The 24593-nt window shown below is 45.0% G+C and carries 22 protein-coding genes and 1 other RNA gene; 16 read left to right on the plus strand and 7 right to left on the minus strand.

Features of this window, described 5'->3' with window-relative positions:
- Window positions 1-132: 132 nt before the first annotated feature.
- From GVV58_RS14040 to GVV58_RS14050, 3 genes are all read left to right on the plus strand, one after another.
- Window positions 133-615 carry a VOC family protein gene (locus GVV58_RS14040; RefSeq protein WP_171255735.1) on the plus strand — a complete coding sequence of 161 codons (483 nt, stop codon included), beginning with the start codon at window positions 133-135 and terminating at the stop codon, window positions 613-615.
- 499 nt (window positions 616-1114) lie between these two features.
- On the plus strand, window positions 1115-2392 hold the full coding sequence (locus GVV58_RS14045; RefSeq protein ID WP_252721276.1) for a sorbosone dehydrogenase family protein: 1278 nt from the start codon (window positions 1115-1117) through the stop codon (window positions 2390-2392).
- A 308-nt stretch (window positions 2393-2700) separates the two neighbouring features.
- Window positions 2701-2862 carry a YqaE/Pmp3 family membrane protein gene (locus GVV58_RS14050; RefSeq protein WP_005096350.1) on the plus strand — a complete coding sequence of 54 codons (162 nt, stop codon included), beginning with the start codon at window positions 2701-2703 and terminating at the stop codon, window positions 2860-2862.
- 189 nt (window positions 2863-3051) lie between these two features.
- On the opposite strand, the gene ssrS is transcribed toward GVV58_RS14050, so the two are convergent.
- The 3 genes from ssrS to GVV58_RS14065 form a co-directional block, all read right to left on the minus strand.
- Window positions 3052-3232: non-coding RNA, 6S RNA (gene ssrS / locus GVV58_RS14055), on the minus strand.
- A gap of 97 nt (window positions 3233-3329) precedes the next feature.
- Entirely contained in the window at window positions 3330-3617 is a 288-nt protein-coding gene (locus tag GVV58_RS14060) for a cell division protein ZapA (RefSeq protein ID WP_004279505.1), read from the minus strand.
- Window positions 3614-4171, minus strand: coding sequence for a hypothetical protein (locus GVV58_RS14065; RefSeq protein ID WP_100328787.1), 558 nt, complete (start codon window positions 4169-4171; stop codon window positions 3614-3616). Before GVV58_RS14065 ends, GVV58_RS14060 begins: the two co-directional genes overlap by 4 nt.
- Before the next feature lie 64 nt (window positions 4172-4235).
- Here GVV58_RS14065 and GVV58_RS14070 point away from each other — a divergent pair, with 64 nt between their 5' ends.
- From GVV58_RS14070 to GVV58_RS14100, 7 genes are all read left to right on the plus strand, one after another.
- Entirely contained in the window at window positions 4236-4868 is a 633-nt protein-coding gene (locus tag GVV58_RS14070; protein WP_159138035.1) for a UPF0149 family protein, read from the plus strand.
- Between the two features lie 128 nt (window positions 4869-4996).
- On the plus strand, window positions 4997-6331 hold the full coding sequence (pepP, locus tag GVV58_RS14075; protein ID WP_159516800.1) for a Xaa-Pro aminopeptidase: 1335 nt from the start codon (window positions 4997-4999) through the stop codon (window positions 6329-6331).
- A 292-nt stretch (window positions 6332-6623) separates the two neighbouring features.
- Window positions 6624-6863, plus strand: a complete 240-nt coding sequence (locus tag GVV58_RS14080) for a DUF378 domain-containing protein (RefSeq protein WP_005096354.1) — start codon at window positions 6624-6626, stop codon at window positions 6861-6863.
- 478 nt (window positions 6864-7341) lie between these two features.
- Window positions 7342-8247: an aromatic amino acid DMT transporter YddG gene (yddG, locus tag GVV58_RS14085; protein WP_074383056.1), complete on the plus strand. Its 906-nt coding sequence runs from the start codon at window positions 7342-7344 to the stop codon at window positions 8245-8247.
- Window positions 8248-8364: 117 nt separating this feature from the next.
- The gene (locus GVV58_RS14090) at window positions 8365-9573 is read left to right on the plus strand and encodes an FAD-dependent monooxygenase (RefSeq protein WP_159516801.1); all 1209 of its coding nucleotides are present in this window, start codon (window positions 8365-8367) and stop codon (window positions 9571-9573) included.
- Window positions 9570-10817: an FAD-dependent monooxygenase gene (locus tag GVV58_RS14095; protein ID WP_159516802.1), complete on the plus strand. Its 1248-nt coding sequence runs from the start codon at window positions 9570-9572 to the stop codon at window positions 10815-10817. Before GVV58_RS14090 ends, GVV58_RS14095 begins: the two co-directional genes overlap by 4 nt.
- Window positions 10818-10992: 175 nt before the next feature.
- The gene (locus GVV58_RS14100; RefSeq protein ID WP_005171865.1) at window positions 10993-11247 is read left to right on the plus strand and encodes a hypothetical protein; all 255 of its coding nucleotides are present in this window, start codon (window positions 10993-10995) and stop codon (window positions 11245-11247) included.
- Window positions 11248-11335: 88 nt separating this feature from the next.
- Here GVV58_RS14100 and rsmI read toward each other — a convergent pair whose 3' ends face one another.
- On the minus strand, window positions 11336-12178 hold the full coding sequence (gene rsmI, locus GVV58_RS14105) for a 16S rRNA (cytidine(1402)-2'-O)-methyltransferase (RefSeq protein WP_005096362.1): 843 nt from the start codon (window positions 12176-12178) through the stop codon (window positions 11336-11338).
- Window positions 12179-12188: 10 nt separating this feature from the next.
- Between rsmI and GVV58_RS14110 the strand changes: the two genes are divergently transcribed.
- From GVV58_RS14110 to GVV58_RS14125, 4 genes are all read left to right on the plus strand, one after another.
- Window positions 12189-13148, plus strand: coding sequence for a penicillin-binding protein activator (locus GVV58_RS14110; protein ID WP_159516803.1), 960 nt, complete (start codon window positions 12189-12191; stop codon window positions 13146-13148).
- 15 nt (window positions 13149-13163) lie between these two features.
- Window positions 13164-13577, plus strand: coding sequence for a YraN family protein (locus GVV58_RS14115; RefSeq protein WP_005096365.1), 414 nt, complete (start codon window positions 13164-13166; stop codon window positions 13575-13577).
- Window positions 13578-13710: 133 nt separating this feature from the next.
- Window positions 13711-14397: a BON domain-containing protein gene (locus GVV58_RS14120; protein ID WP_005096366.1), complete on the plus strand. Its 687-nt coding sequence runs from the start codon at window positions 13711-13713 to the stop codon at window positions 14395-14397.
- Window positions 14387-15274, plus strand: a complete 888-nt coding sequence (locus GVV58_RS14125; RefSeq protein ID WP_074383052.1) for an alpha/beta hydrolase — start codon at window positions 14387-14389, stop codon at window positions 15272-15274. The genes GVV58_RS14120 and GVV58_RS14125 overlap by 11 nt, the downstream gene beginning before the upstream one ends.
- A gap of 103 nt (window positions 15275-15377) precedes the next feature.
- Here GVV58_RS14125 and nudC read toward each other — a convergent pair whose 3' ends face one another.
- From nudC to dnaQ, 3 genes are all read right to left on the minus strand, one after another.
- A complete protein-coding gene (gene nudC / locus GVV58_RS14130) occupies window positions 15378-16154 on the minus strand; it encodes an NAD(+) diphosphatase (RefSeq protein ID WP_005096369.1) in 777 nt (258 codons plus the stop codon).
- Window positions 16154-17797 carry a hypothetical protein gene (locus tag GVV58_RS14135; protein ID WP_005096371.1) on the minus strand — a complete coding sequence of 548 codons (1644 nt, stop codon included), beginning with the start codon at window positions 17795-17797 and terminating at the stop codon, window positions 16154-16156. The genes nudC and GVV58_RS14135 overlap by 1 nt, the downstream gene beginning before the upstream one ends.
- Window positions 17798-17923: 126 nt before the next feature.
- Window positions 17924-19300 (minus strand): DNA polymerase III subunit epsilon, encoded by a 1377-nt coding sequence (gene dnaQ / locus GVV58_RS14140; RefSeq protein WP_100328781.1) that lies wholly within the window; start codon window positions 19298-19300, stop codon window positions 17924-17926.
- A gap of 208 nt (window positions 19301-19508) precedes the next feature.
- On the opposite strand from dnaQ, the gene GVV58_RS14145 reads away from it, so the two are divergent.
- Window positions 19509-22742, plus strand: coding sequence for a LysM peptidoglycan-binding domain-containing protein (locus GVV58_RS14145; RefSeq protein WP_159516804.1), 3234 nt, complete (start codon window positions 19509-19511; stop codon window positions 22740-22742).
- Window positions 22743-22782: 40 nt separating this feature from the next.
- Entirely contained in the window at window positions 22783-24585 is a 1803-nt protein-coding gene (locus tag GVV58_RS14150) for an extracellular solute-binding protein (RefSeq protein ID WP_159516805.1), read from the plus strand.
- Window positions 24586-24593 lie beyond the last annotated feature (8 nt).

Consider the following 24593-nt stretch of genomic DNA (forward strand, 5'->3'; position numbering starts at 1 on the left):
TGGCACGCAATTATAAATCTATGATTCGTATAGCCTGTATATTTATTTGGTGCAAAGCCAAATGAGGACACACCCTAACACATTGTGCCTAGGCAGAGCGCGTAAGACCTAAATCAATGGAGATTGAACATGATGAATATTGCGAAGAACACCATCTGCCTCTGGTATGATAACGAGGCTGAAGCTGCTGCACGATTTTATGCCGAGACATTTCCTGACTCCTCAATTGGCGCGATCAACCTTGCACCCGGAGACTATCCTTCTGGAAAAGAAGGCGATGTCATCACCGTTGACTTTAGGGTGCTGGGTATTAGCTGCATTGGACTAAATGGTGGCCCGGCATTCCAGCATAACGAAGCATTCTCATTTCAGGTGGCAACTGAAGATCAGGAAGAAACCGACCGATACTGGAATGCAATTGTTGGCAATGGCGGTCAGGAAAGCGAGTGTGGCTGGTGTAAAGACAAGTGGGGCATTTCCTGGCAGATTACACCAATTGTGCTTATTCAGGCAGTGACCAGTTCTGACCGTGCCGCCGCCAAACGCGCCTTTGATGCAATGATGACCATGAAGAAAATTGACATCTCCGCGATTGAAGCGGCATTTCGTGGTTGAGAGCCACGGATCTTATCTTTCATTCCAGTGGATCTGGCTGTGTAGCACAATCTTACCCAGCTGTTTGGAGGACTTCCCTTAATTGTTTTTTGAAGTATTTCAGACGAATATCCGACTCTCTTATTCATAGATTCTCTAGGTTTAGGATCATTCAGGTCTAATCTGCACGTAGAAGCTCATCAAAAGATGGGCTTTTCTTTTGAACAGTATCTGAAACCTTAAAACAGAGCTTTGCTTGGATGAACTACAACAATCCCTGAATCGAATGGCTGATCAGAATTCTTTTAGCTCTTGTGCATCATGCTGCTACGACAAAAAAACAAATCTACTTCAAAATTGATAACCAATTCATAACCAGAAAAAACATCAAGCCGCTAGTAGCATCTCCAATTGTTTTTTAAAGTAAGTCGATGACGATAAAAAATAACAAGAGATAAAAATGCCTATTCAGCCGGTTCACTTTTTTTTGCCTGGTGCAGGCTTGGCACTTCTGCTGGCGATGACGGCTTGTACTATGCCATCCAAGTCGCCAATTGCTGACAGTTATGGTTCCCAGCCACAGTTACCCAAACCAAAATCCAGCTTGCTGCCTACAGTCAATATTGCACCTGCCAAAGGTTGGCCTGAGGGTAAAATGCCCACTCCCGCTACAGGTTTAAAAGTTCAGGCATTTGCCAAAGGGTTGCAGCATCCGCGCTGGCTCTATGTATTGCCAAATGGTGATGTGCTGGTGGCCGAAACCGATGCACCACCCAAGCCTGATGATAGCAAAGGAATTAAAGGCAAAATCATGAAATGGGTAATGCAGCGAGCCGGCTCATCGCATCCGAGTGCTAACCGCATTAGTCTGCTTCGTGACAGTAATGGTGATGGAGTCGCTGAACAAAAAACTGTATTTTTACAGAATCTCAACTCTCCATTTGGCATGGTACTGGTCGGCAATATGTTGTATGTGGCCAATACTGATGCCCTGATGCGCTTTCCTTATCAAGCAGGTGCTACTCAAATTACTGCAACCGGCACCAAAGTACTGGATTTACCGGCGGGTCGTTTAAACCATCACTGGACCAAAAATGTCATTGCCAATCCTACGGGCAGCAAACTCTATATTACGGTAGGTTCCAACAGTAACGTAGCTGAAAATGGCTTAGACCAGGAACAGGGCCGGGCACTGATCATGGAATTTGACCTGGCTAATGCTCAAGCACGACCTTTTGCGACCGGACTTCGTAATCCGAATGGTATGGACTGGCAACCACAGAGTGGCAAACTCTGGACGGTAGTCAATGAGCGTGATGAGCTCGGCAATGATCTGGTTCCAGATTATCTCACCTCGGTTAAAGACGGTGCTTTTTATGGCTGGCCCTATAGTTATTATGGCCAACATGTAGATACACGGGTCAAGCCGCAAAACCCTGCACGGGTGGCACGAGCAATTCCACCAGACTATGCCTTGGGTAATCATACTGCATCATTGGGCTTAAGTTTTTATACAGCAGATCTGATGCCTCATTATCGAAATGGTGCACTGATTGGCCAGCATGGCTCATGGAACCGCAAACCGCATAGTGGCTATAAAGTGATTTTTGTTCCCTTTCAAAATGGCCAGCCTTTCGGTCAGCCTCAAGATGTCTTAACCGGATTTTTAAGCGAGCAGGGCAAAGCATTTGGGCGCCCTGTTGGTGTAACCGTAGATTCTGCAGGCGCTATTTTAGTGGCTGATGATGTCGGTGACGTGATTTGGCGGGTATCACCCTTGAATACGGCTGCCAAGTAGCAATCAGTTTTCACCTAAACAGCCCAAAGATGAGGGGTTTCAGTCGAGTGAAAAGCTGCTGGGCAGCGCGAGTGAAAGCAAGGTCTTTTTCATAAAAACGTCAAGACGATAACTGAAAATATAAGTTCGCTAAGCTGATTTAAAATAATTTTTAAGCTGCATTTAAGCTAACTGAATTAGGCTTTTGAGATGTTTTTTAGAATGATACAGCATGCATATTTTTTTGATAACTCTAAAAAGAGCGAACACAGAGTCCAGTAAAAACTGGATATTAAAATTGCAAACACGAACACAAGAGGGTATTTAAAATGAAGTTGATGATTGCCTTTATTTTCCCCTGGTCATTATTTATGACCATTCACAAACCGGTTGAAGCAACAATATGTCTCATGCTGCAGATTTCAATTTTAGGCTGGATTCCTGCCGCAATCTGGGCCATGTTTATTTTAGATCGAGATCAAATAACTTGAAAATTCAATGTGTATTTAAAAGAAAGTTAAAGCGATTTTCTTGTTAAGCATTTTATAGGCCTACCAGATAATGGCATGAATAAAATGAACTTTGAAAAATGACCGAGATAAATACTGAAATATAGAACTGAGAGAAAATTTAGAAAGGATTTTAAGAGAATTATAAGTATATTTTAAGCAAAAAACTAAAGTACTCCGAAGATGCCGCTGCATGTCGTTACCCTGAACCCGATGAGTTCAAGGTGGACGCGACGCATACTTGCTGGGTTTCCTGCACGAAGGCAGGCATACACTCTAAATATGCAGAACGCATCCGGAGATATAAGTATCGGCAGGGATATAGACCCACTGGCGAACACCTCAGAGATAAGTTAATTATAAACGATAATGTCGGTGTGGCAACTCTATGCTGTTCATGAACTGTAAACAGTTCAGCCAAATGGCCGAAGTTTAAACAGAATATGAGATTATTCTGTTAGTTCCTCAACTTCTTCTAAAATGGTTTGTAACAAACGCTCGCAATGCGCATATTGTTGAAGTGATCTGTTCATGTTCAAGACTTCCTGCATCAGCTCAAGTGCCACCATGATAATCAGCTTGCTGGGTTCCATGCGTGGTGCTTTACGACGAAATTCATCGTATTTATCATTCAATAACTGTGCCGCGCGCTCTAATTCTTCCTGCTTGTCAGGAGTAGAGGCCAAACGGAAACTATGCCCCAATACTCTGAGATCAATTGCAATTTGTTCACTCATGATGAGGCTTCCTCAGTCACTTCAGTCGGATGGGCCAGTTGTTGGATTTCTTGTGCATGATGATCCTGCGCAGTGCCGAGAATTGCCAGACGTTGAATAATCGCCTCAACTTTGGCTTTGGCATTTTCATTTTTCTGGGTTAAACGCTCAGATTCCTGATTGAGGCGCTGAATTTCCTGTTGGGCATGACGCTGTTCGATCAGCATCTTTTCCTTCAAAACCCGCAGTTCATTTCGTTCAGCCAGAATTTCCTGAAAACGGTTTTTCAGATCGGTACAGCTTTTTTCCAGACGGCCATAACGGTCTGCCAGTGCAGTTGCATCATTATTGAGCAGTTGAAACTGGGCACGAGAATCTGTCAGCTGTTCGGTCAGGTGTTCATTTTCTTGTTGTTTTTGCGCAATCACGCTGTTCTTTTGTTCAATTTGCTGTTGATGTTGCACCATGGAAGAGTCTTGCTCTTCGCGCAAACTGGAATTCTCACTTTCAAGCCGTGCGAGTCGCGTTTTTAACACGCCAATCTGCACTTGTAGACGCTGTAATTCTTCTAACATATCGAGGTCGCACAGTGTTGCAAACAGAGGTAATATATAAGCAGTATAGAGATTGGATAAACGAATGCAAGACGATATTTCAGGTTGGACCGAATGGCACCGCAATTTTTCTTCAATTGAGGAAATTTCTAGCCCGAGTGAACTGCATGGTTTGCTGACCGGGATTGTTTGTGTCACCCAGGCACCGAGCAGTGAAGAATGGTTACAGATTTTAGAAACACTGGATGTGCCTGAACTGGATGCCGAAGCATTAGAACTGTTGACTGGCGAAGCTGAAGATGTTTTCCATGCATTGTCTGAAGATGAACTGGATTATTTACCTTTGCTTCCAGATGATGAGCATGTGCTCTCAGAACGTGTGCAGGCATTGGCGGACTGGTGCGCAGGCGTGGTGTTAGGTTTTGGTCTGGCTTCTGGTCATATTCGTCAGGACGAAGTAGAACTGATTGAACATTTACAAGATGTAGCCGCGGTTGAGTTTGAAGAATCAGACGATGATGCCGAAGGTGAAGAAAGCTATCAGGAATTGTATGAATTTGTGCGCCTGATTCCAGTGAGCCTGTCTTTGGGACGTAAGAAAGTGGAGGTTGAGGAAACGCCACTCTTGCAGCAATTGACACAAAAAGTGCAGCCTCAGGTTTCTGCTACAGAGGCGCAAAGCGTGGTCGAAATTTTCTCGCCTAAACGTCCAAGCTAACTAAATAGTTAGCTATGTCATCACACTGCTTGAAATCAGGCATATATTTTGCTGTTTCATTAGAATATATGTTCTGTTTTCAAGAGAATATTTCAATAAAAGCATGAATTGACAAGAAGTAAGGTGTAATGAAGAAATTAACACAAGCTGATTTTCAGGAACGTCGCAGTATTCTCGCAGGGGAAATTGGTTTACGCAGTATTGCGATTATCGCGACCAGTCCGGTGGCGATGCGTAACCGTGATGCAGATTATAAATACCGTGCAGACAGTAGTTTCTTCTATTTAACCGGATTTTCAGAACCTGAAGCTGTGGCTGTGATTGAAACCTTTGACACTGAAGAAGAAGGCTATAGCTATAGTTTATTCTGCCGGGAACGTAACCGGGAAATGGAAATCTGGAATGGCTATCGTGCAGGGATTGATGGGGCGATGCAGGATTATGATGCAGATGAAGCCTATCCGATTGATCTGCTAGATGAAGGAATTCTGGAAAAATTACAAAATAAAGACCAGTTATTTTATCGCATTGGCCACAACGCGGATTTTGATGCACGTGTAGCGAAATGGATTGCGACTGCAAGTGGTGAAAGCCGGCGTGGTACGTCTGCACCTGCTCAAGTGATTCAGCTGGATCGTATTATTGACGAAATGCGTCTGCATAAAGATGACAATGAAATTGAACTGATGCAGATTGCTTCAGATATTTCGGCAGATGCACATACTCAAGCGATGCGAGCAGTACGTCCGGGCATGATGGAATATGCACTCGAAGCCGAGCTGAATTATATTTTTGGCAAGAATGGCGGTGTTCCGGCCTATAACAGTATTGTCGGTGGCGGTGAAAATGCCTGCATCCTGCACTACGTAGAAAATGATAAAGCACTGAAAGATGGTGATTTGGTGTTGATTGATGCCGCGGCTGAATATCAGCTTTATGCTTCAGATATTACCCGTACCTTTCCAGTGAATGGTAAATTCAGTCCGGAACAGAAAGCCTTGTATAACGTGGTACTGGATGCCCAAATCGCTGCGATCAATGCCGTGCAAATTGGCAACTCCTATAAAGAACCGCACAATGTTGCTGTGCGCATCCTGGTGCAAGGTCTGCTTGATCTTGGCTTGATGCAAGGTGATATCGACGACATTATAGAAAAAGAAGCTTTCCGCCAGTTCTACATGCATGGCACGGGTCACTGGCTTGGTATGGATGTGCATGATGTTGGCGCGTATAAGGTCGATGGTGAATGGCGTCCGTATGAAGAAGGCATGGTGGTCACCGTTGAGCCGGGTTTATATATTGCACCTGATGATGAAACTGTGGATGCAAAATGGCGTGGCATTGGCATCCGGATTGAAGATGATGTCGTGGCCACTGCAAATGGCCCGCTGGTGTTAACCGCGAAAGTCGTGAAAACGGTAGAAGACATTGAAGCATTAATGGCGAAAGCACAGGCTGCTTAATTTTAGAGACATGAAAAGCCGATCCTTAGATCGGCTTTTTTTATGACTGCTTTAATAGATTTGAAGCCAGATCTTTTGAGAGATTGCGCAACGATAGTAAAAAAGATTTCAATTACATTTATCACGAACAAGTCAAATAAAACTCACCCAGTTAAAATTTGCAGCTTAAAAATTGACAGGAATTCAACACAGAAAATCGGTTTTTAGCATCAAAGCTACATATTAAATGCGCTTTGCTTCTCATACTTTCTCTGATCCTTAAATAAACTTAAAGAACAGCAGGAGAAGACTTATGAGACTAAATACGATTGACTGGATTGCTTACGCTTTAACAATTATTGGTGGCATCAATTGGGGTTTAATTGGTGCATTCGACTTTAATTTGGTTGCTGCAATCTTTGGTGATATGACTGCGCTTTCTCGAATTGTTTATGTACTGGTTGGTTTGTCGGCATTGTACCTGATCTATACCGGTACGAAATTAGGAAAAACAGTGCATCACACTGAGCCGCATAGCCGAGTGGTGCGTTAATACGCCAACGATTAATCTATATGACTTACATCCCTACAAGGTTGATTTTAAATAATTAAAATTCGGCTTGAGTGGATGGAATAGTTATCAATAAAACGGAGCTGAGGCTCCGTTTTTATTATGGTGATTTGAGCTAGATGACTGGCTGACAGAGACGGCATTTTGGGTGTTTGGATAGCCATAAAATAGCGGAGTTATGAGGAAAAAACGTCCATAAACAAATGATTTTTTTACCTCCAAGCTGTAGATCTTAGTTCTCCTTAAAAGCTAAGCGACGATTTAAAAAAATAAATGTTGTGCCAATTTTAGTCATACAAAACTATAAATTTAGCTGAAAGTTACAGTTCTTATCTAAAATTTAAGTCTGCATTATTTACTATCATTCTGATTCACTGCATGATTTGAATGAGTCGAAAAATTAATCTTTAAAACTAAAAAAGCATATATCTGAATATCTTTGATTCTGAGTAAATAGCTCATGCTCTTAAACGCTCTACCGGTATTTAATCGAAATGTCGCGACTTTAATTGGTCTTTCTGCGGTCATCTTCTGGAGTACGAATGTTGGCTTAATTCGTAGTGTCAGTGAGAGTTTTGGAGCGGTCGCAGGTGCTGCCCTGATTTACAGTGTGGCATCCATTATTTTATTTTTTACCATCGGTCTACCCAAGCTTTCTACTATTCCAAAGCCTTATTTATGGTGGGGAAGTCTTTTATTTGTTGCTTATGAATTATGTTTTGCCCTTTCTATTGGTTATGCTCAAAATAGTCGGCAAGCCATTGAAGTAGGGATGATTAATTATCTATGGCCGACTTTTACCTTATTATTTGCAATCATTTTTAACAACGTTAAAGCCAATCTCTTAATTCTTCCTGGTTGCCTATTGGCCTTGGTTGGAATTTGTTGGGTTTTAGGCGGAGATACCGGCTTTGATCTCTTACAAATATGGAGCAATTTGAAAGCTAATCCTCTTAGTTATGGTTTAGCTTTTGCTGCAGCGGTTTTGTGGGCTGCATATTGTTCCGTGACCGTAAAAACTTCTCAAGGTAAAAACTTGGTCACGATATTCTTTGCCCTTGCTGCGGTTGTGCTCTGGATCAAATATTTCCTGATGAATGGAGCAGCGCTTAATTTTACTTATGATAATACCGTCACTTTGATTATGGCAGCCGGAGCTTTAGGTTTGGGATATGGTGCCTGGAATATTGGAATTATTTCTGGAAACATGACATTAATGGCGGGTGCTTCCTATTTTACTCCGGTGTTATCTGCTTTATTTGCAGCATTATTGCTGAGTACGTCTTTGTCTTTTGGTTTTTGGCAGGGTGTGGCAATGGTTACGGCTGGAGCAATTCTGTGCTGGTTGGCCACCCGGAAACAATAAACATCAGATGCGAGACACGCTATTTCATTATAAAAAAGAATTTTTTTGAGCTAATATAAAATCCATCATGATTATAAGTATCTATTGACTTAGATACGACATTGAAAGGATTATAGCATGCAACAAGAAGTCATCATTGTCGGTGGTGGTATGGTGGGCTTAAGCCTCGCACTGATGTTGGCGAAAACCAATATTGCAGTCAAACTTTTAGAAGCCATCAAATATCCAGATTATGATGATGAACATCTTGCCCCGTATCATTCCAGTTTTGATGCGCGTAACAGTGCCTTGTCGCGCCGTAGTGTACAGATCTATCAGGAACTCGGCCTTTGGGATGCACTACAGCAACATGCCACACCAATTCTGGAAGTCAATATTACCGAACAAGGCAGCTTTGGTAAGGCATGCCTAAAAGCAGAACAGGAAAAAGTCGAAAGTTTCGGTCAGGTGATTGAAAATGCCTGGCTCGGCCGTGTGCTGCTGACCCAAGTGAAACAACAGCCGCTGATTGAACTGATTGATGGTGTGCAGGTGACCTCACTGACTCAAGATACAGACTTTGCTTATATCGAAGCTCAGCGCGGTGAATCATCACTAAAATTACAGTCCAAGCTGGTTATTGCCGCAGACGGTCGTGATTCTTTCTGCCGTAAAGCATTGGGCATTGGTACTTCAGAACACGATTATAATCAGGTCGCGATTGTGACCACAGTACAAACCTCGAAGCCCCATGGTCATGTCGGTTTTGAGCGTTTCAGTCATTTAGGCCCTTTGGCGTTATTGCCATTGCCGGGTGAATATCGCCGTTCCGTGGTCTGGCCGGTAAAAAAAGGCACAGAAGGTGAATGGTTGGGCGATGAAAATGATCAGCATTTTCTTGATGCCTTGCAAGAGACCTATGGCGATCGTGCCGGAAAATTCCAGAAAACCGGTCGCCGTTTTAGCTTCCCATTGTCTCAAGTCCTGGCAGAAAAACAGGCCGTTGGCCGTGTGGTATTGATGGGCAATGCTGCACATACCATCCATCCTGTAGCCGGACAGGGCTTTAACCTGTGTATGCGCGATGCTTATGTGCTTAATCGCTATTTGGCAGAGCAACTTGAGCAGGGTGCTGATTTAGGTGATGCAGCCATGCTACAGGACTACGAAAAATCACGCCTGAAAGATCAGCAGCGGGTCATTAAATTCTGTGATTCAGTGGTACGCGGTTTTAGTAACCAGAATCCATTCCTCAAACTGATGCGTAACACAGGCTTAATCTGCTTTGAAAATATTCCAGGCATTAAACCTTTGGTTGCGAATTATGCCATGGGATTAAAAGCATGAGCTTAAATCAAAATAACGAAATCTTGGATGTGGTCATTATTGGCGGTGGACTGGTCGGTGGACTGACTGCACTTCTGCTGGCGCAAGGTGGTGTGCAGCCTACAGTTTTAGACGCTGCCCCAATTTTAGATGCAGATAAGGCATTAGGTGTAGCGAATCCACGTGTTTTGGCGCTGAGTCAGGCAACCATTCACCTATTAAAAATAGTCGGTGTATGGGAAAAACTGGCACGTCAGCAGCCTTATACCGGTATGCAGGTCTGGAATAAAAATGGCTATGGTGATATTAATTTCGGCCAGCCTTCAGAAAAAATACCCTCAGTAGAACAGGCCTTAGGTTCGATGGTGGAACCGAGTATCCTGAATCTGGCTATTCAGCAAAAGATGCTTGACGATGTACAGGATTACCGTACCGAAGTTAAAGTCAGCCGGGTAGAACGCGGAGTCGGTGTCTGGATCATTCATCTGGCCGATGGCACACAGCTTAAAACCAAACTGGTGATTGGTGCAGATGGTGCCAACTCCTTTGTCCGTGAGCAAGCTTTCATTGATATTGATGTGCTGGATTACCAACAGGCCGGGATCAGCTGTGCGATTCAAACTGCACAGCCCCATCAGCATATGGCGCGCCAGATTTTTCTGGAAACCGGCCCTCTGGCTTTTTTACCGATGGCCAGCTTAAAAAAAGAAGAGCAGGGACATTGGCAATCCATCGTCTGGACTTTGCCGGATGATTATGCTGAAGAATATGCAGGATTGTCAGATGCTGACTTTACACAGCTATTGACCCGTGAAAGTCATCATATGCTCGGTGAGGTCGTACAAGCTACACCACGTGCGACTTTTCCATTAAAAGCACGTGCCGCCCAATACTATGTTCAAGATGGTCTGGCTTTGATTGGTGATGCTGCCCATGTGATTCATCCGCTGGCAGGTCAAGGGGTGAATATTGGCTGTCTGGATGCTGCCGTGCTCTGTGATGTATTGCTGCATGATCAGTCACGTGGTGTTTGGGCACATGAGCAAAGCCTGAAGCGTTATGAGCACCGCCGTAAAGGACAAAACGATGCCATGATGCACAGCATGTCTGCGATTGGCTGGATGGAAACGACTTCATTTTTCCCGATGGTTTGGGCACGTAATTTCGGTCTGAAACAGGTAGAAAATCAGCCAATGTTAAAAGATGCATTTATGGCACAGGCCAATGGTCTGAGTTTACTTAAAGACACACGCTATGCAGCTTAGGGTTGAAATGTAAATTTTTTAAACAAACATCCATAAAGAGTAACGATTTTGTTTAAAAAAAATACGATTTTTTAATATTTGGTACTAGGCGAATGCCACATAGATTGCTAAATTTCACTTAATTCGACACCTGGCTTTAAATACAAAGCGAGCGCTCATTTTGGGGGAGATGCAAATGACAGACATGAATGATTATGACGACGACGTTGAAGATTCAATCGTTGACGATGATGAAGCAAAAGCAGCTGAAAAAGGCGCAACAGAGAGTACAGAGGTCGTCAATGATAACGATCTTGCAGAAGCTGAAACTTTGACAGTGACTGCAAAGTTAAAGAAGCGTCAGGCACTTGAAGACGAAATTGCGGCTTTTCTCGCAAGTGGCGGCCGTATCGTTGAAGTACCGGCAGATGAGTCAGTAGCTAAAGAATAAGTCATTCCTTGACTTGGCTTTATAAAAAAACACCACATCAGTTGTGGTGTTTTTTTTGCAAAAATAAAAGTGATAGATAGCTAGAATATTAATCGTTGGCTGATGTCAGTTCTAAAGCACGTTGATAAGCCACTTTCTTTTTGATACCGGTTAAATCTGCTGCCAGTTGTGAAGCTGCTTTGACTGACAGATCCTGTAATAAGCGATTCAATAATTTATCCAGCTTTTCCTGATCCAGATCTTTTTCTTCGGTTGCTCCGCCAATCACCAGAACAATTTCACCTTTTTGCTGATTATGATCATTAGCAATGAATTCGACCAGTTCACCTAAAGTCATTTTCTTGATGGTTTCAAAAGTCTTGGTAATTTCACGCGCGAAGCCAACAGGACGGTCTGCTCCAAATATGCTCGCCATATCTTTAACGCATTCCAGAATCCGGTGCGGTGCTTCATAGAAAATTAAGGTCTGGGTTTCATCTTTGAGTTTTTCCAGATTCAGCAGGCGCTGACTTTGTCTGGATGGCAGAAAGCCTTCAAAACTGAAACGGTCACTCGGCAAGCCGACCGCACTTAAGGCCGCAATGGCAGCACAAGCACCGGGCACAGGAATAACACGGATATTATGCGCTTGAGCAGCCCGAACAAATTTAAAACCAGGATCGCTAATCAGGGGCGTGCCAGCATCACTGATCAGGGCCATATCTTCGCCATTGAGCAGACGCTGGATCAGCTGCTCAATTTTGTTGCTTTCATTATGTTCATGACATGCAGTCAAAGGTGTTTGAATATTAAAGTGTTTAAGCAACTGTGCCGAAGTTCGTGTATCCTCAGCAGCAATCAGACTCACCGACTTCAACACCTGAATTGCACGATAACTAATATCATCTAAGTGCCCGATTGGAGTCGCAACAACAAATAACTGAGCACTCATAGGTTTCTCCATGTGGAATAAATTGAATAATAAAAAATGGAAGATGAAAAATAAAATATTAGGCTTGTGTTTAGTCAGCTGCATCAGCAGCGTTCAAGCAGAAGTGTTGATCATTCTACCCGAATCCGGGCCTTTGGCGCGAGCTACATCGAGTATCAAACAGGGTTTTCTCAGTGCCTATACCGCTTCAGGACACAAGATTCCGCTGAAATGGGTCAATGCCAATCAGAAAAATATCTCCCAGCTACTTAAACAGCATGTCAATAAAAAGACCAGAATGGTGGTGGGGCCATTGGCACGTAGCGACGTGGAACAACTGCTGAACAGCAAACCCAAAGTACGTACCCTCAGCCTGAATGAAGTGGCTGATGTCTCTCCCAATGTCTGGCAGTTCAGTCTATCCAAGAAAGATGATGCCGCTGCCTTAAAAGCACTTTTATTCAAAGACGGGATTCGGCAACTGCTGATTTTACGCCAGCCGGGCAGTGAAGCGGAGCATGAACTGTTGTTGATGTCCTTGCTGAGCCAGAGTGATCTGAAATTTAAAATCGTAGATAAACCACCACGATTTTTAATGCCCAAGCAGGGATTATTGTTTCTGGGCAATGCAGAATGGATGGCTGTCATGCCTGAATTAAATCGTTCACGGATGTATACCGTAGCCAATGCCATGAGCGAACAGCACAAGCTGCCACAAGGGATCAAGTTTTGTGATGTTCCAGTGCTTTACTTAGCGGATTGGCCGGATGTGCTGCAAGCTTATGCCAAGGAACCGGTTAATCTGTCTTATCAGCGCCTGATTGCTTTTGGCGGCGATGCCTGGCACATCACCCAGCAGTATTTATCTCAGCCGCGGCTGCAAACGATTGAATTTCAGGGCAGAACCGGCCGGATTCAGATCACTGAACACGGTGTCCAGCGTACTCCGCAATGTTTTCAGTACAGTGGCACAGGTGTAAAGCTGCTCTAACAGGGAAAGAGAATAATGCGACAGCAATTAGGTACATGGGCAGAACAGCAAGCCGCCCAACTGATGCAGCAGCAGGGATTTCAATTGCTTACAGCCAATTATCACAGCCGTTATGGTGAACTGGATCTGATTCTGGTACGTGAACAGGAGCTGATCTTTGTTGAAGTCAAAGCTCGTGCACACACCGGATATGCGCAAGCGATCGAGTCGGTGTCGAAAGCAAAACAGGGCAAGATGCTCAAGACGGCAATGTGCTTTATTCAGAAAAATCCACAATTTGCACACTATTACTATCGTTTTGACGTGATTTGTTTTGATTTTAAACAGCAATTTGCAAAAACCCTACAGCATGACTTTTCGCAATACCCTTATGATCTGGAATGGATTGAAAATGCTTTTACTTTTGATCAAGAGTTTATTAATCTGTGAATAAAATAAGGTCTAAAGATGCTTATATTTGCCTCAAGATCATTGTAAAGTTCAAGCAGAGTTGCCATGATCTGAGCTTAAAGACAGATTATTAGATTGAAAAAGACGTAATAAAATGAAGGAGTCTTGCTGAGTGGTTAAGCGTATTGCAATAACAATGCTGTGTGTCGCAAGTTTATCAGGTTGTGCCAGTTTTATTTCTAGCGGCACAGGTACGGCTCCTGTAGGAACTGAGAGTGGGGCGCGTACCTTGGGGCAGGTGTTTATTGATTCCTCGATTGTCCGTACTGCAAAAATTAATCTTTATAAATTGGATTCGCGCTTTAAGCAGGCTCGGGTCAATATTGAAAGTTTTCATGGCAATGTCTTGCTGACCGGTCAGGTGCCCGATGCACATCTCAAGCAGCTGGCAGAAGACAATGTCAAATCCATGAGCGATGTCAAAGCGGTACATAATTTTATTACTGTAGGCAACCAGATCAGCTATAGCACCATCATGCAGGATACTGCGGTCACAGCGAATACTCGCGGCCTGATCATGAAAGCCACTGTGGTTGCGGACAGTAAAGTACATGTGCATACTGAAGATGGCGTGCTGTATGTGATGGGACGTTTGAACAGCGCAGAAATTGCTGACCTGAATCAGGTATTGCAGCAAGTGGGCAATGTCACCAAAATTGTGACCCTGATTGACAATGTTGAACAGTCTTCAAATCTGAGCAGTCAGAACTTTGCAGCACCTGCTTATGCACAGCCCGGTATTGAACAGACGCCGGTTGCGATAGATCCTGATACGGTTGAACCAACCGATGCTCCATAAGGTCGGTCATTTTAAAAACCAATTGTCGAATCAGATTCTGGAAGTCCAGCAACGCTATAAAGCATTTAGACTCTATGATTTTGGCAGTTATGCGCTGAATCGTTTAACGCCTAAACAGGGTTACACGATCGAAACTCAGCTGGCTTATGGTCTAAAATCACGGCAACGCTTTGATCTGTTCCGTAGCCAGCAGCCTTTGCCCCATCGCCCCCTGATTGTTTTTGTACATGGCGGCGCGTGGTTGCATGGCGATAAAAAGGACTATCAGTTCATTGGTGAGGCCTTTGCCAAAGAAGGCTATGATGTGGTGGTGATGAATTATCATCTGGCACCACAACATATTTTCCCAGCCTATATTCATGATCTGCATTTATTATTGAACCACTTGCAGCAGTCTGCCGGCCGGTTAGATATCTGTGCTGAAAACCTGGTTTTGATGGGACATTCGGCCGGGGCATTCAATGTCATGTCTGCACTGTATCATCCGCAATCTGCCAACATTGACCACAGTCTAATCCGTGCGATTATTGGTCTGGCGGGGCCTTATCATTTTGATTATAAGAATGATCCGATTTGTGCTGATGCTTTTGATCAGGCGGTGCCATATCAGCAGGTCATGCCTTATTATTTTGTTAAAAATAGCCCAACCCGGCATTATTTGTTTATTGCCGAGAAGGACAACATCGTTGGCCATTTTAATAGTCAGGATCTAGATCGGGTATTGCGAGAAAAGGGCAATCATAGCCATTTGATTCATATTCCGAAACTTGGCCATATTACAATCGTAGGTTCATTATCTAGTTTGTTCAGTCGCTATTTCCAGACCAAAGCGCAGGTGCTTTGGGCACTCGAGGATGCATTTAGATCTCGAGACTGATAGCGGGATTTAACCCAGTAGTAAGGCATAAAAAAGAATCCAGGAGATTATCTCCCTTGGATTCTTTTTTTATTGGTTCAGCCAAACTTGAGCTCAATAAGAGCTAGAGCCAGGTCTTGGTATCGTCTGCGACAGCCGTACCTTGAGTCACATGCATAATCATGGCATGGGCAATACTGCCCTTGAACGGAATTTCAGGCAGCTGATCGAATTTAAAGAATCGCGCATCGCTAATTTCTTCTTGCTGTAATTCGATTTCACCCGCGGCATATTCAGCCTTGAAGGCAATCATCAGATTGCTTGGAAACGGCCAGGGCTGGCTAGCCAGATACTGAATATTCTTGAGCTCTAAACCGACTTCTTCCAGCGTTTCACGACGTACTGCCTCTTCCAGCGTTTCGCCAACTTCAACAAAACCGGCAATCAGGCCATACATCTGGCTTTTGGTATTACGCGCGTTTTTGGCCAGCAAAATTTCGTCTTCACCCCGGGTAATGACAGTAATGACACAAGGCTGAACCCGTGGATACTGACGATAGTTGCAGGATGGGCAGAGCATCGCATGTTCAAGCGGATGTGCTTCGGTGGCTGTACCGCAATGACTACAAAATTTGTGATTCCGGCGCCATTCTAAAAGCTGTACCGCACGGCTGGCCTGTTCGAATTGCTGGGTATTCCAGAACTGTAATAACTGGCGGATGGGTACCAGTTGCAAGCCTGCAGGAATCGGCTCATCGGGAAGCAGGTCACGGGCAATCACTTGATCACCCGTGTGGAGTAACAAATCACTTGCGAGGGCTTCAACCTGTGGAAGCTGAAAATGTTGATCGACCAGCAGTTGCTGCTGCTGAAAAATATAAGCAAGTGATAATTTGGACATTAGGCAACTATTTTGAGTTTTTCACTACTGTCCAATGCTACCTTAAACATAGCCTGTAAAACAGGCTGTTTGTTCTTTAAGTTATCAATCATCATGTCGGCACTCGCCAGAGTATCCAGAGCACGATGAATCTCTTCCGGCGTTAATGCCATTGATAGATCAATACGGTTCTTGATGAATGCTGCAGTGGTGGTGAATGCAGTACGAACATGTTCTGCATTCAGGAACAGCATCGCCCCGCCAATTTCACAGAATTGTACTGGCACAGGTTCGAGTGCAGCCAAGTCCTGATCTTGCAGATAGTTGCTCAGAATCTGGCTGGAAAGCTCGATCAGGGCCTTGGTTTCAGTGAGTAAAGCCGCATGTGCTTCATCCAGGCGGTCCAGAGAAATATTCATGTTGTTGACGCGCAGCTGCAAACGGCTCGAGGTGTGATGACGTTCCAGTACCCCAATCGAGTTCATGGCAGACAGAATCACATTCATCAACTGCTGGGCAAAACCCGGATCTTTCAGGATTTCAGTCTGGCTCAGTGAAGTAGCTTGACGGTTCAGGTCATGATAGGCTTCATTCAGGTTCAATACCTTGAAGATGTTGGCCAGATTATTGAGCTGTGCCTGCAATTCCTGAGTTTTTTCAGGACTCATGTTCTGATAGTTAAACTCGATGTCATTACGAATCTGCGCCATTTCTGTGGTTACCAGTTCGCTAATGGTATGCATGGTTTCAAAGTCTGGACCATACAGGTGGCGACTAAAGACCTGTAACTGCATATCGGTCAGCAGGTCTTCACCAATATTGAGCTGACTGCGGATATGTTGTGCAGTATCATCTTCCTGGCTAATACACAGACTCAGGACATTGGCCAGGTCTGCAAGTGAAGCCTTGAAGCTGTCCGGCGAGCCAAAATATTGTGCCATGTTGCGCTCGATACTCACCAGAGTGCGCAGACGTGGCTCATTAATCAGCAAGTGATCAATATTGCTGAATGCAACGAAAACCAGATTCCAGTACTGTTTGCTGGTGTGCGATTGAGCGAGCCCAGCCAGATAAGCCCCCACTAGTTTAATCGCCTGCAGATCCAGTTCACTTTCTTCCTGCTTGAGCAGCTTGTTCAGGGACAGCTTGTACAGGCGCTGAACATATTTGGATTTTTCCAGACCGGGTGCTTGTGGTAACTGAAAGTCAGGCGTGATCAGATCGAGCAGGGATTCAATATGCTGACCTTCACTGGTGAGCGGTTTACCAAGCGCAATTTCCAGACGGTTCAGGGTGTCGAGCAGGAACTGTGGAATTTTTACTTCACGCAGGCAGATAAATTCGATATAGCGTTTCAGCATGGTGGTGCCTTCACTCAGGGCAATGACGTCCTGCGTATTGACCTGTGCCGGGTTCCCCATAATCTTGCGCATCAGTTCTGCTGAATAATGAGCGACTTTTGCCAGACTGGACATGTCGATGAGTGCCAGAACCTGGGCACATTGTTCGAACTGATTTAATGCATCATCAATGCCAAAAGGTAAAGTCTGATCTTCTACCAAGGTGCTTACTGCTGATTCGACTAACTTGATCGAGTTATCAACCTCATTTTTTATTATCAGTAAGGCTGTTGGATCAAAATGTATAGAGGTTTGGTAAGACATGGATCTGCACCTTTCCTGAAGTATTATCTATATATGAGCCCCGCTTAAAGCTGCGGAACCTCTTTGTATTTACTATAACTGAAGAACTGTAGTTTTTAACCTAAAGCATGCTCGGAAATGTAGATTTTATTTCGAGAAAAGGCAAGCAGTTCCATGTTTTTCTTCGAATTGTTTGATCCATTTCTCATGTTCCTGCAATTCTTGTTCTGAGGGAAGAATCACCGGCAGTTCAATTTCAACTCTGGCCATGCCTGAACGGTTGTTCTGATCGTCAGAATGAGACAAAGCATCGATATCAAAAGACACCTGTCCACCGGTCATCGCCAGATAAACATCAGACAGGATTTCCGCATCGAGCAAGGCACCGTGGAACGTACGGTCACGCTTTGGAATCTCGTAGCGGCGCACTAAGGCATCCAGCGAGTTTTTCTGCCCCGGATGCTTGGACTTGGCCATTGCCAGGGTATCGGTTACTTCACAAACTTCGGACAGGGCTTTAAAACCTGCGCGTTTGAATTCCATATCCAGGAAATTCATATCGAAGCTGGCGTTATGCGCGATAATTTCGGCACCGTGCAAATAGTCAAACAATACTTGAGAGATTTCCTCAAATAACGGTTTGTCTTGCAGGAACTCATCGGTAATGCCATGGACATTGACCGAGTCGCCGACCGGTGTTTTCGGATTGATATAGATATGAATCGAGCTGCCGGTCAGTTTGCGGTTGATCATTTCCAGCGCGCCAACTTCAATAATCCGGTCACCATCCTGATAATAAAAACCGGTGGTTTCGGTATCCAGAATCAATTGTCGCGGGCCATGCAATTGTAAGGTTGCGGGGGTAATCACAATCTGGGGATGTAGTTGCGAGCTATTGGCAACGGTTGCATCCACCTCTTGAAGCGCTGGATCACTTTGCTCGGTGTCGGCAACTTCATTCAATTCAATGATTTCTTCTTCCTGCATATCGTCCAGCTCTTCTTCGCTCTCGGCCAGATCCAGACCAAAAGGATCATCTAGCAGCCAGTCGGGTTCAGATTTTTTTTTATCTTCAGATATTGAAGGGCTTTGCTTGGATTTTTTCAGGGTTTCATCGGCGCCCTGATTGGCCAGCTGATCGGCCATTTCATTGCCGGCATGCCCGGCGTGACCCTTGATCCAGTGCCACTCAATCTCTCGTCCCTGACAGACTGCATCCAGTTTTTGCCACAGGTCAGGGTTTTTGACGTCTTTCCAGTTTTTCTTTTTCCAGCCGTGAATCCATTCGGTAATGCCTTGTTTGACATAATTGGAATCGGTATAGATCACCAGCTTATCCTGTTTGTCACAGAACAGAATGCCTTCGATGGCAGCCGTCAGTTCCATGCGGTTATTGGTGGTATGGTCTTCACCGCCACAGATTTTGTGTTCTTGCTGGCCGTTAATAATGTACGCACCCCAACCGCCTAAACCCGGGTTGCCGCGACAAGCGCCATCAACATAAAGTGTGATAGTGTGTGACATAAATTAAAATCCGATCAAAAGAGAACACGCTGGAAGGCTTATTGTATAGCGCAAATGCAGTCGATCAATCTCTATGTCCCGGATTTTTTAATTTCTTGTAACATTTAACGTGAAATCACGGTAAATTATTGCCTTGTGTCTGCAACATGCTTCACTACAATGGCAGATCTAAAAAATAAATTTATATACGAGTTGTTTGGATTTCTTTATGTATAAACCAACCGCAATCTTGTGGCAGCCGACATTACCTACATTCCTAAAATTTTCTGTACTGGGAACTGCACTTGCTTCTCTGGGACTGACGGGCTGTTCATCTACACAAAGTGCGACCCAAACAGCGAAAAGCAAGCAAGTTGGATCACAATATCTGGATGCCAGCAGTCTGGATGGACTGGAAGATTTACTCTCTGCAACCGATATGCGTGCAGTCGAAGGCGACCGTTTACTGGTTCTGAAGCATGGTGATGTCTGGAAACGCATGACTGTGGGTTTCAAGATGGATTTAAGTGTCTGGAATCCGCGGATTGATGCGCAGCGCGGCTGGTTTATTTCACGTCAGCCTTATCTGGATCGTTTAAGTGCGCGTGCCTCACGTTATTTATATTACACGGTAAAAGAAGCAGAACGCCGTGGTATGCCGACCGAGCTGGCGCTATTACCGATTATTGAAAGTTCCTATGACCCGGCAGCGACCAGTAGTGCGGCAGCGGCAGGTTTATGGCAGTTTATTCCAAGCACAGGCCGTATTTATGGTTTAAAGCAGACCCCTTTATACGACGGTCGTCGTGATGTGGTGGAATCGACTCGTGCAGCCTATGAGTTTTTAGGCAGTTTATATAACCAGTTTGGTTCTTGGGAGCTGGCGCTGGCGTCTTATAATGCTGGCCCGGGACGTATTCAGCAGGCGATTAACCGCAATAAGGCAGCAGGTCTGCCGACCGACTATTGGTCACTCAAATTGCCACAAGAAACCATGAGCTATGTGCCACGTTTCCTGGCAGTTGCACAAATTATTAAAACTCCAGGTCAGTATGGGGTGAGCCTGCCACCAATTGCCAACCGTCCGCATTTCCGTGAAGTGCCTGTAGGCGTGGCCAATTTAAATGAAATTGCAGCCATCACCGGTTTGAGCCGTGCGGAGCTGTATCAATTGAACCCGGGGCATCGTGGTGATCATATTGACCCTACCAGTCCGCGTCGTATTTTGATTCCTGCTGACCTCAGTCCTTCAGTTGATGAAAAGCTGAAAAAACTATCTGGTTCCGGCGGATTATCTGCGAGTAGTGCCAGCAATCTGCCGAAAAACACCACCCCAGTGGTGCCGACCAAAGCTGCGCCTCCCGTATTAAATGCGAAAACGATTACACCGGCAAAACAGACTCCACCCGTTCTTGCCAGTACTCGGCCTGCAACGACTGCACCTGTGGTGACAACGGCAAATACAGTGGCACAGACCACGAAAAAGATTTCAACGCCTAGAGGCTCATCTGCCTTGGCCAGTTTTGCTGCCCAAAGTGATTTGCCGATTCCAAGTGCGCCACGTATTCCGGTCGCAGTGACACCGGCAGCGCCAGCGAAACAGATTCAGGTCGAACCACCGATTTCTGCAGCCGAGCGTCAGCAAGTTCAGCAGGTCGTCACCGCGCAGGAAAGTAACAAAACTGTGGATGAAGTTCTGCAGCCTGTTGCAACACCGGCAGAACAGGCTCAGGTAGTTGAAGAGCTGAAAGCATTGGCGCCGGCAGGCACAGAAATTGTCGATCCTTATGATGGTAAAATCAAGCTGACGGCTATTCAAACCAGCCTGTCTGTGGCTGAGCAGCAAGGCAAGGAACTTACCAAAGGCTTCTCTTATCCGAAAGAAGTTGCTGACAATACCACAGCGACTTCGGTCGAAGCCCAGTTGAACCAGGGTAAAAATTACGTCAAGACTGATTCTGAAGTGGTGGTGGTCGCGCCTAAGGGCAAGCGTAGTACCTATAAGGTTTTACCGGGGGATAATCTGGCACTGATTGCAGCAAAAAATGGGGTGAACTGGCGTGATGTAGCGAAATGGAACCAGATCGATCCAAACTCTACGCTATATGTAGGCACCACGATTTATTTGTATGATGCCAAGCCGGTGCAGGAACAAACCAAAGCCAAAGAAAAGCCGGAATCTTATGTGGTTCAGGCCAATGATTCTCTAACCAGTGTGGCAAGCCAGTTTGGTTTAAGTCTCAAACAGCTGGCTGATTTTAATGGTTTAAGTACCAACAGTGGTTTATTTGTCGGTCAGAAGCTGTCGCTGAAAGAAACGGCTGCATCTAAAGCCAAAGTAGAAGATGCTAAAAAAGCTGAAGCTGCCAAAGTTCAAACCAAATCCTATACAGTCAAGCGCGGTGAATATCTGAAACTGATTGCCGATCGTTATGGACTGTCAAATGCTGAACTGGCGTCATTCACCTCAGGTTTAACTGCGGGTAGCAGTTTGATGGTGGGACAGAAAATCAATGTGCCACTTCAGGAAGTTGAAGCACTGACCGCATCGACCCAAAAGACTGAACAGACATTTGAAAATGTTAAAGTTGATCAGACAGCAACTGAAAATTATCAGGTCAAACGCGGTGAAACCCTGTATAGCATTGCCAGTCAAAGCAAGCTCAGTGTGTCTGAGCTGGCAGCTTTAAATGGTTTTGCGGCCAATAGTGGTTTACGTATAGGCCAGACCATCAAGATTCCGGCCGGCAGTCAGGTGCCTGAAACTTATACAGTTCAATCGGGCGATACCTTGACCGGCATTGCAGCAAAATACAATCTGTCGATGGATCAGGTGGCGAGTCTGAATGCTATTTCTCGTAATGCCGGCCTGCGCGTCGGTCAGCGTTTAAAGCTGACGGGTGAGGCAGCTGAACCCGTGCGTGAGTCTGTGGCGGAAACGGTGTCGAAACATATGAAATCCGATTCGCATGTGGTGAAATCCGGGGAAACCTTAAGTTCTATTGCGCGTCAGTATCATCTTCAGGTCAAGTATCTGGCCGATTTAAATGGCCTGAATGCCAATGGCAACGTCCGTATTGGTCAGCGTTTAAAAATTGTGGGTGATGTTCCGACGGATAAAAAAGCAGAAGACGTGAAAGTGGCAGCTACGCCTGTGGCTTCTAGAGCAACTGAATCTTATACCGTCAAGTCAGGCGAATCCCTGAATGCGATTGCCAGCCGTTTAGGAATTACGGTCACCGAACTGGCCGAGTTAAATAATCTCAGTCCACGTGCCGGATTGCGTGTCAGTCAAACCATCCAGATTCCAAAACTGGTGACTGATTATAAAGTCAAACGCGGCGATACCTTGATCGGTCTGGCCTCACGTTACGGCATGAACAGCAATCAACTGGCGGAAATGAATGATCTCAAACCGAATACACAATTACGTATTGGTGATGTGATTAAAGTGCCAAACTAATTCATTCATCGTGAGATTTTTTAGTTTATTTGTTTTAAGCATGGTTGTCCCGCTGGTAATGAATACCAGTTGGGCAGCCCTGATCACCCCGCCTTATATTGCGCTACATAGCCCACCGAAATATAGCCATCTGCAATCCTTACCTTATGCCAATCCGCAAGCCCCCAAAGGTGGTGCACTGATTCTGGCGGCCGATGGCAGCTTTGATAATTTAAATAGCATGAATGGCAAAGGCAATGTCACTGAAGGGATCAACTATATTTTTGACAGTTTGCTGTCGAAATCACTGGATGAGCCCGGGGTGTATTATCCCTTGCTGGCGGAAAAAGTCAGTTTTGACCCCAAGAAAACCGCCTTTATCATTTTCCATTTAAATCCGAAAGCGCGCTTTAGCAATGGTCAGCCCTTAACTGCGGAAGATGTCAAATATAGCTTTGAGCTTTATCAGACCCAGTCCAATTTTGGCTTGCAAATGTATCTGGCAGATATACATCAGCTGGAAGTGCTGTCACCTTTAAAAATCAAAATGCATTTTAAATCCGGGCATAATCCGGAAATGGCCATGATTGTCGCGCAGATGCCCATTTATTCTAAACGGCAATGGCAAGGGCGTGATTTTAAAGACCTGACGCTGAAACCGATTCTGGGTTCAGGGCCCTATGTGATTGAACGCATAGATCCCGGCCGCAGTATTTCGTATCAGCGCAATCCTCAATACTGGGGAAAAGATCTATTGGTGAATCGCGGTCGTTATAATTTTGACCGGATCCAGTATCGTTATTATCGTAGTCCGGAAATCAAGTTCGAAGCCTTTAAATCGGGCCAATTTACTTTGCATGAGGAAAAACAGGTCAATCGCTGGATCAGGGATTATCAATTTCCTGCGGTTCGGCAAGGACAAGTCAAACGTTATCGTTTTCGGCATCAAAATCCGGTCCCGACCCAGAGTCTGGTCTTTAATACCCGGCGTCAGCCCTTTGCCGATATTCGCTTCCGTCAGGCCTTAAGTTTCGCTTACGATTTTGAATGGCTGAATAAAGCCATGTTCTATGGTGAATATCAACGTCTGAACAGCTTTTTTTCCAATAGCGAGCTGGCTTCTCGTGGACGGCCGAGTGCCCAAGAGCTGCAAATTTTAAAGCCTCATTTGCAGAAGCTTCATCCGGTTCAGCGTCAGGCTGTACTTCAGGACTGGCAATATCCTCAATCCGATGCCTCAGGGTTTAACCGGCAGAATTTATTAAAAGCCCGTCAATTGCTGTTAAAAGCCGGTTATCGTTATCAACAGGGGCAGTTGGTCAATGCTTACGGTCAAGCGGTCAAGATTGAATTTTTGCTGCATCAGGTGGAACAGCAGCGTCATCTGATGCCTTATTTACGTCATTTAAAACGTTTGGGGATTCAGGCGAATATTCGTATGGTCGAAACCGCGCAGTATTATGAACGGCTACGAAATTACCAGTTTGATATGATTGTCGACAGCATGCCACAGTCCCTGACACCGGGGCAGGAACAAAAACAGTTCTGGAGCAGTCAGGCTGCCAAGCAGGTCGGTAACTATAATTATGCCGGTATTCAGAATCCTGCTATTGATGCGGTGATTAAGCAAGTAATTCAGGCGCAGAACCGGGAGCAGGTGATTGACAGTACCCGAGCTTTAGACCGTTTGCTGCGGGCAGGTTATTATCATATTCCGACTTATGGTACGGGTGAATACTGGTATGCTTACTGGAACATGTATCAGCAGCCCAAGCTTAAACCTAAGCTCTCCGCGGGCATTGACTACTGGTGGGTCGATGCGGCAAAGGCTCAACGTGTGGCCAATTATTTCAAACAACATTAAGCTCCAAG

Source organism: Acinetobacter sp. 18QD2AZ41W (assembly GCF_009829025.1).
In the GTDB taxonomy this organism is placed as follows: Bacteria; Pseudomonadota; Gammaproteobacteria; order Pseudomonadales; family Moraxellaceae; genus Acinetobacter; species Acinetobacter pseudolwoffii.

Bases quoted from the DNA above. Each gene is read 5' to 3' on its own strand.
- GVV58_RS14040 (WP_171255735.1), top strand. From the start codon at position 133: ATGAATATTGCGAAGAACACCATCTGCCTCTGGTATGATAACGAGGCT.
- GVV58_RS14045 (WP_252721276.1), top strand. From the start codon at position 1,115: ATGACGGCTTGTACTATGCCATCCAAGTCGCCAATTGCTGACAGTTAT.
- GVV58_RS14050 (WP_005096350.1), top strand. From the start codon at position 2,701: ATGAAGTTGATGATTGCCTTTATTTTCCCCTGGTCATTATTTATGACC.
- GVV58_RS14060 (WP_004279505.1), bottom strand. From the start codon at position 3,617: ATGAGTGAACAAATTGCAATTGATCTCAGAGTATTGGGGCATAGTTTC.
- GVV58_RS14065 (WP_100328787.1), bottom strand. From the start codon at position 4,171: ATGTTAGAAGAATTACAGCGTCTACAAGTGCAGATTGGCGTGTTAAAA.
- GVV58_RS14070 (WP_159138035.1), top strand. From the start codon at position 4,236: ATGCAAGACGATATTTCAGGTTGGACCGAATGGCACCGCAATTTTTCT.
- pepP (WP_159516800.1), top strand. From the start codon at position 4,997: ATGAAGAAATTAACACAAGCTGATTTTCAGGAACGTCGCAGTATTCTC.
- GVV58_RS14080 (WP_005096354.1), top strand. From the start codon at position 6,624: ATGAGACTAAATACGATTGACTGGATTGCTTACGCTTTAACAATTATT.
- yddG (WP_074383056.1), top strand. From the start codon at position 7,342: ATGCTCTTAAACGCTCTACCGGTATTTAATCGAAATGTCGCGACTTTA.
- GVV58_RS14090 (WP_159516801.1), top strand. From the start codon at position 8,365: ATGCAACAAGAAGTCATCATTGTCGGTGGTGGTATGGTGGGCTTAAGC.
- GVV58_RS14095 (WP_159516802.1), top strand. From the start codon at position 9,570: ATGAGCTTAAATCAAAATAACGAAATCTTGGATGTGGTCATTATTGGC.
- GVV58_RS14100 (WP_005171865.1), top strand. From the start codon at position 10,993: ATGACAGACATGAATGATTATGACGACGACGTTGAAGATTCAATCGTT.
- rsmI (WP_005096362.1), bottom strand. From the start codon at position 12,178: ATGAGTGCTCAGTTATTTGTTGTTGCGACTCCAATCGGGCACTTAGAT.
- GVV58_RS14110 (WP_159516803.1), top strand. From the start codon at position 12,189: ATGTGGAATAAATTGAATAATAAAAAATGGAAGATGAAAAATAAAATA.
- GVV58_RS14115 (WP_005096365.1), top strand. From the start codon at position 13,164: ATGCGACAGCAATTAGGTACATGGGCAGAACAGCAAGCCGCCCAACTG.
- GVV58_RS14125 (WP_074383052.1), top strand. From the start codon at position 14,387: ATGCTCCATAAGGTCGGTCATTTTAAAAACCAATTGTCGAATCAGATT.
- nudC (WP_005096369.1), bottom strand. From the start codon at position 16,154: ATGTCCAAATTATCACTTGCTTATATTTTTCAGCAGCAGCAACTGCTG.
- GVV58_RS14135 (WP_005096371.1), bottom strand. From the start codon at position 17,797: ATGTCTTACCAAACCTCTATACATTTTGATCCAACAGCCTTACTGATA.
- dnaQ (WP_100328781.1), bottom strand. From the start codon at position 19,300: ATGTCACACACTATCACACTTTATGTTGATGGCGCTTGTCGCGGCAAC.
- GVV58_RS14145 (WP_159516804.1), top strand. From the start codon at position 19,509: ATGTATAAACCAACCGCAATCTTGTGGCAGCCGACATTACCTACATTC.
- GVV58_RS14150 (WP_159516805.1), top strand. From the start codon at position 22,783: ATGGTTGTCCCGCTGGTAATGAATACCAGTTGGGCAGCCCTGATCACC.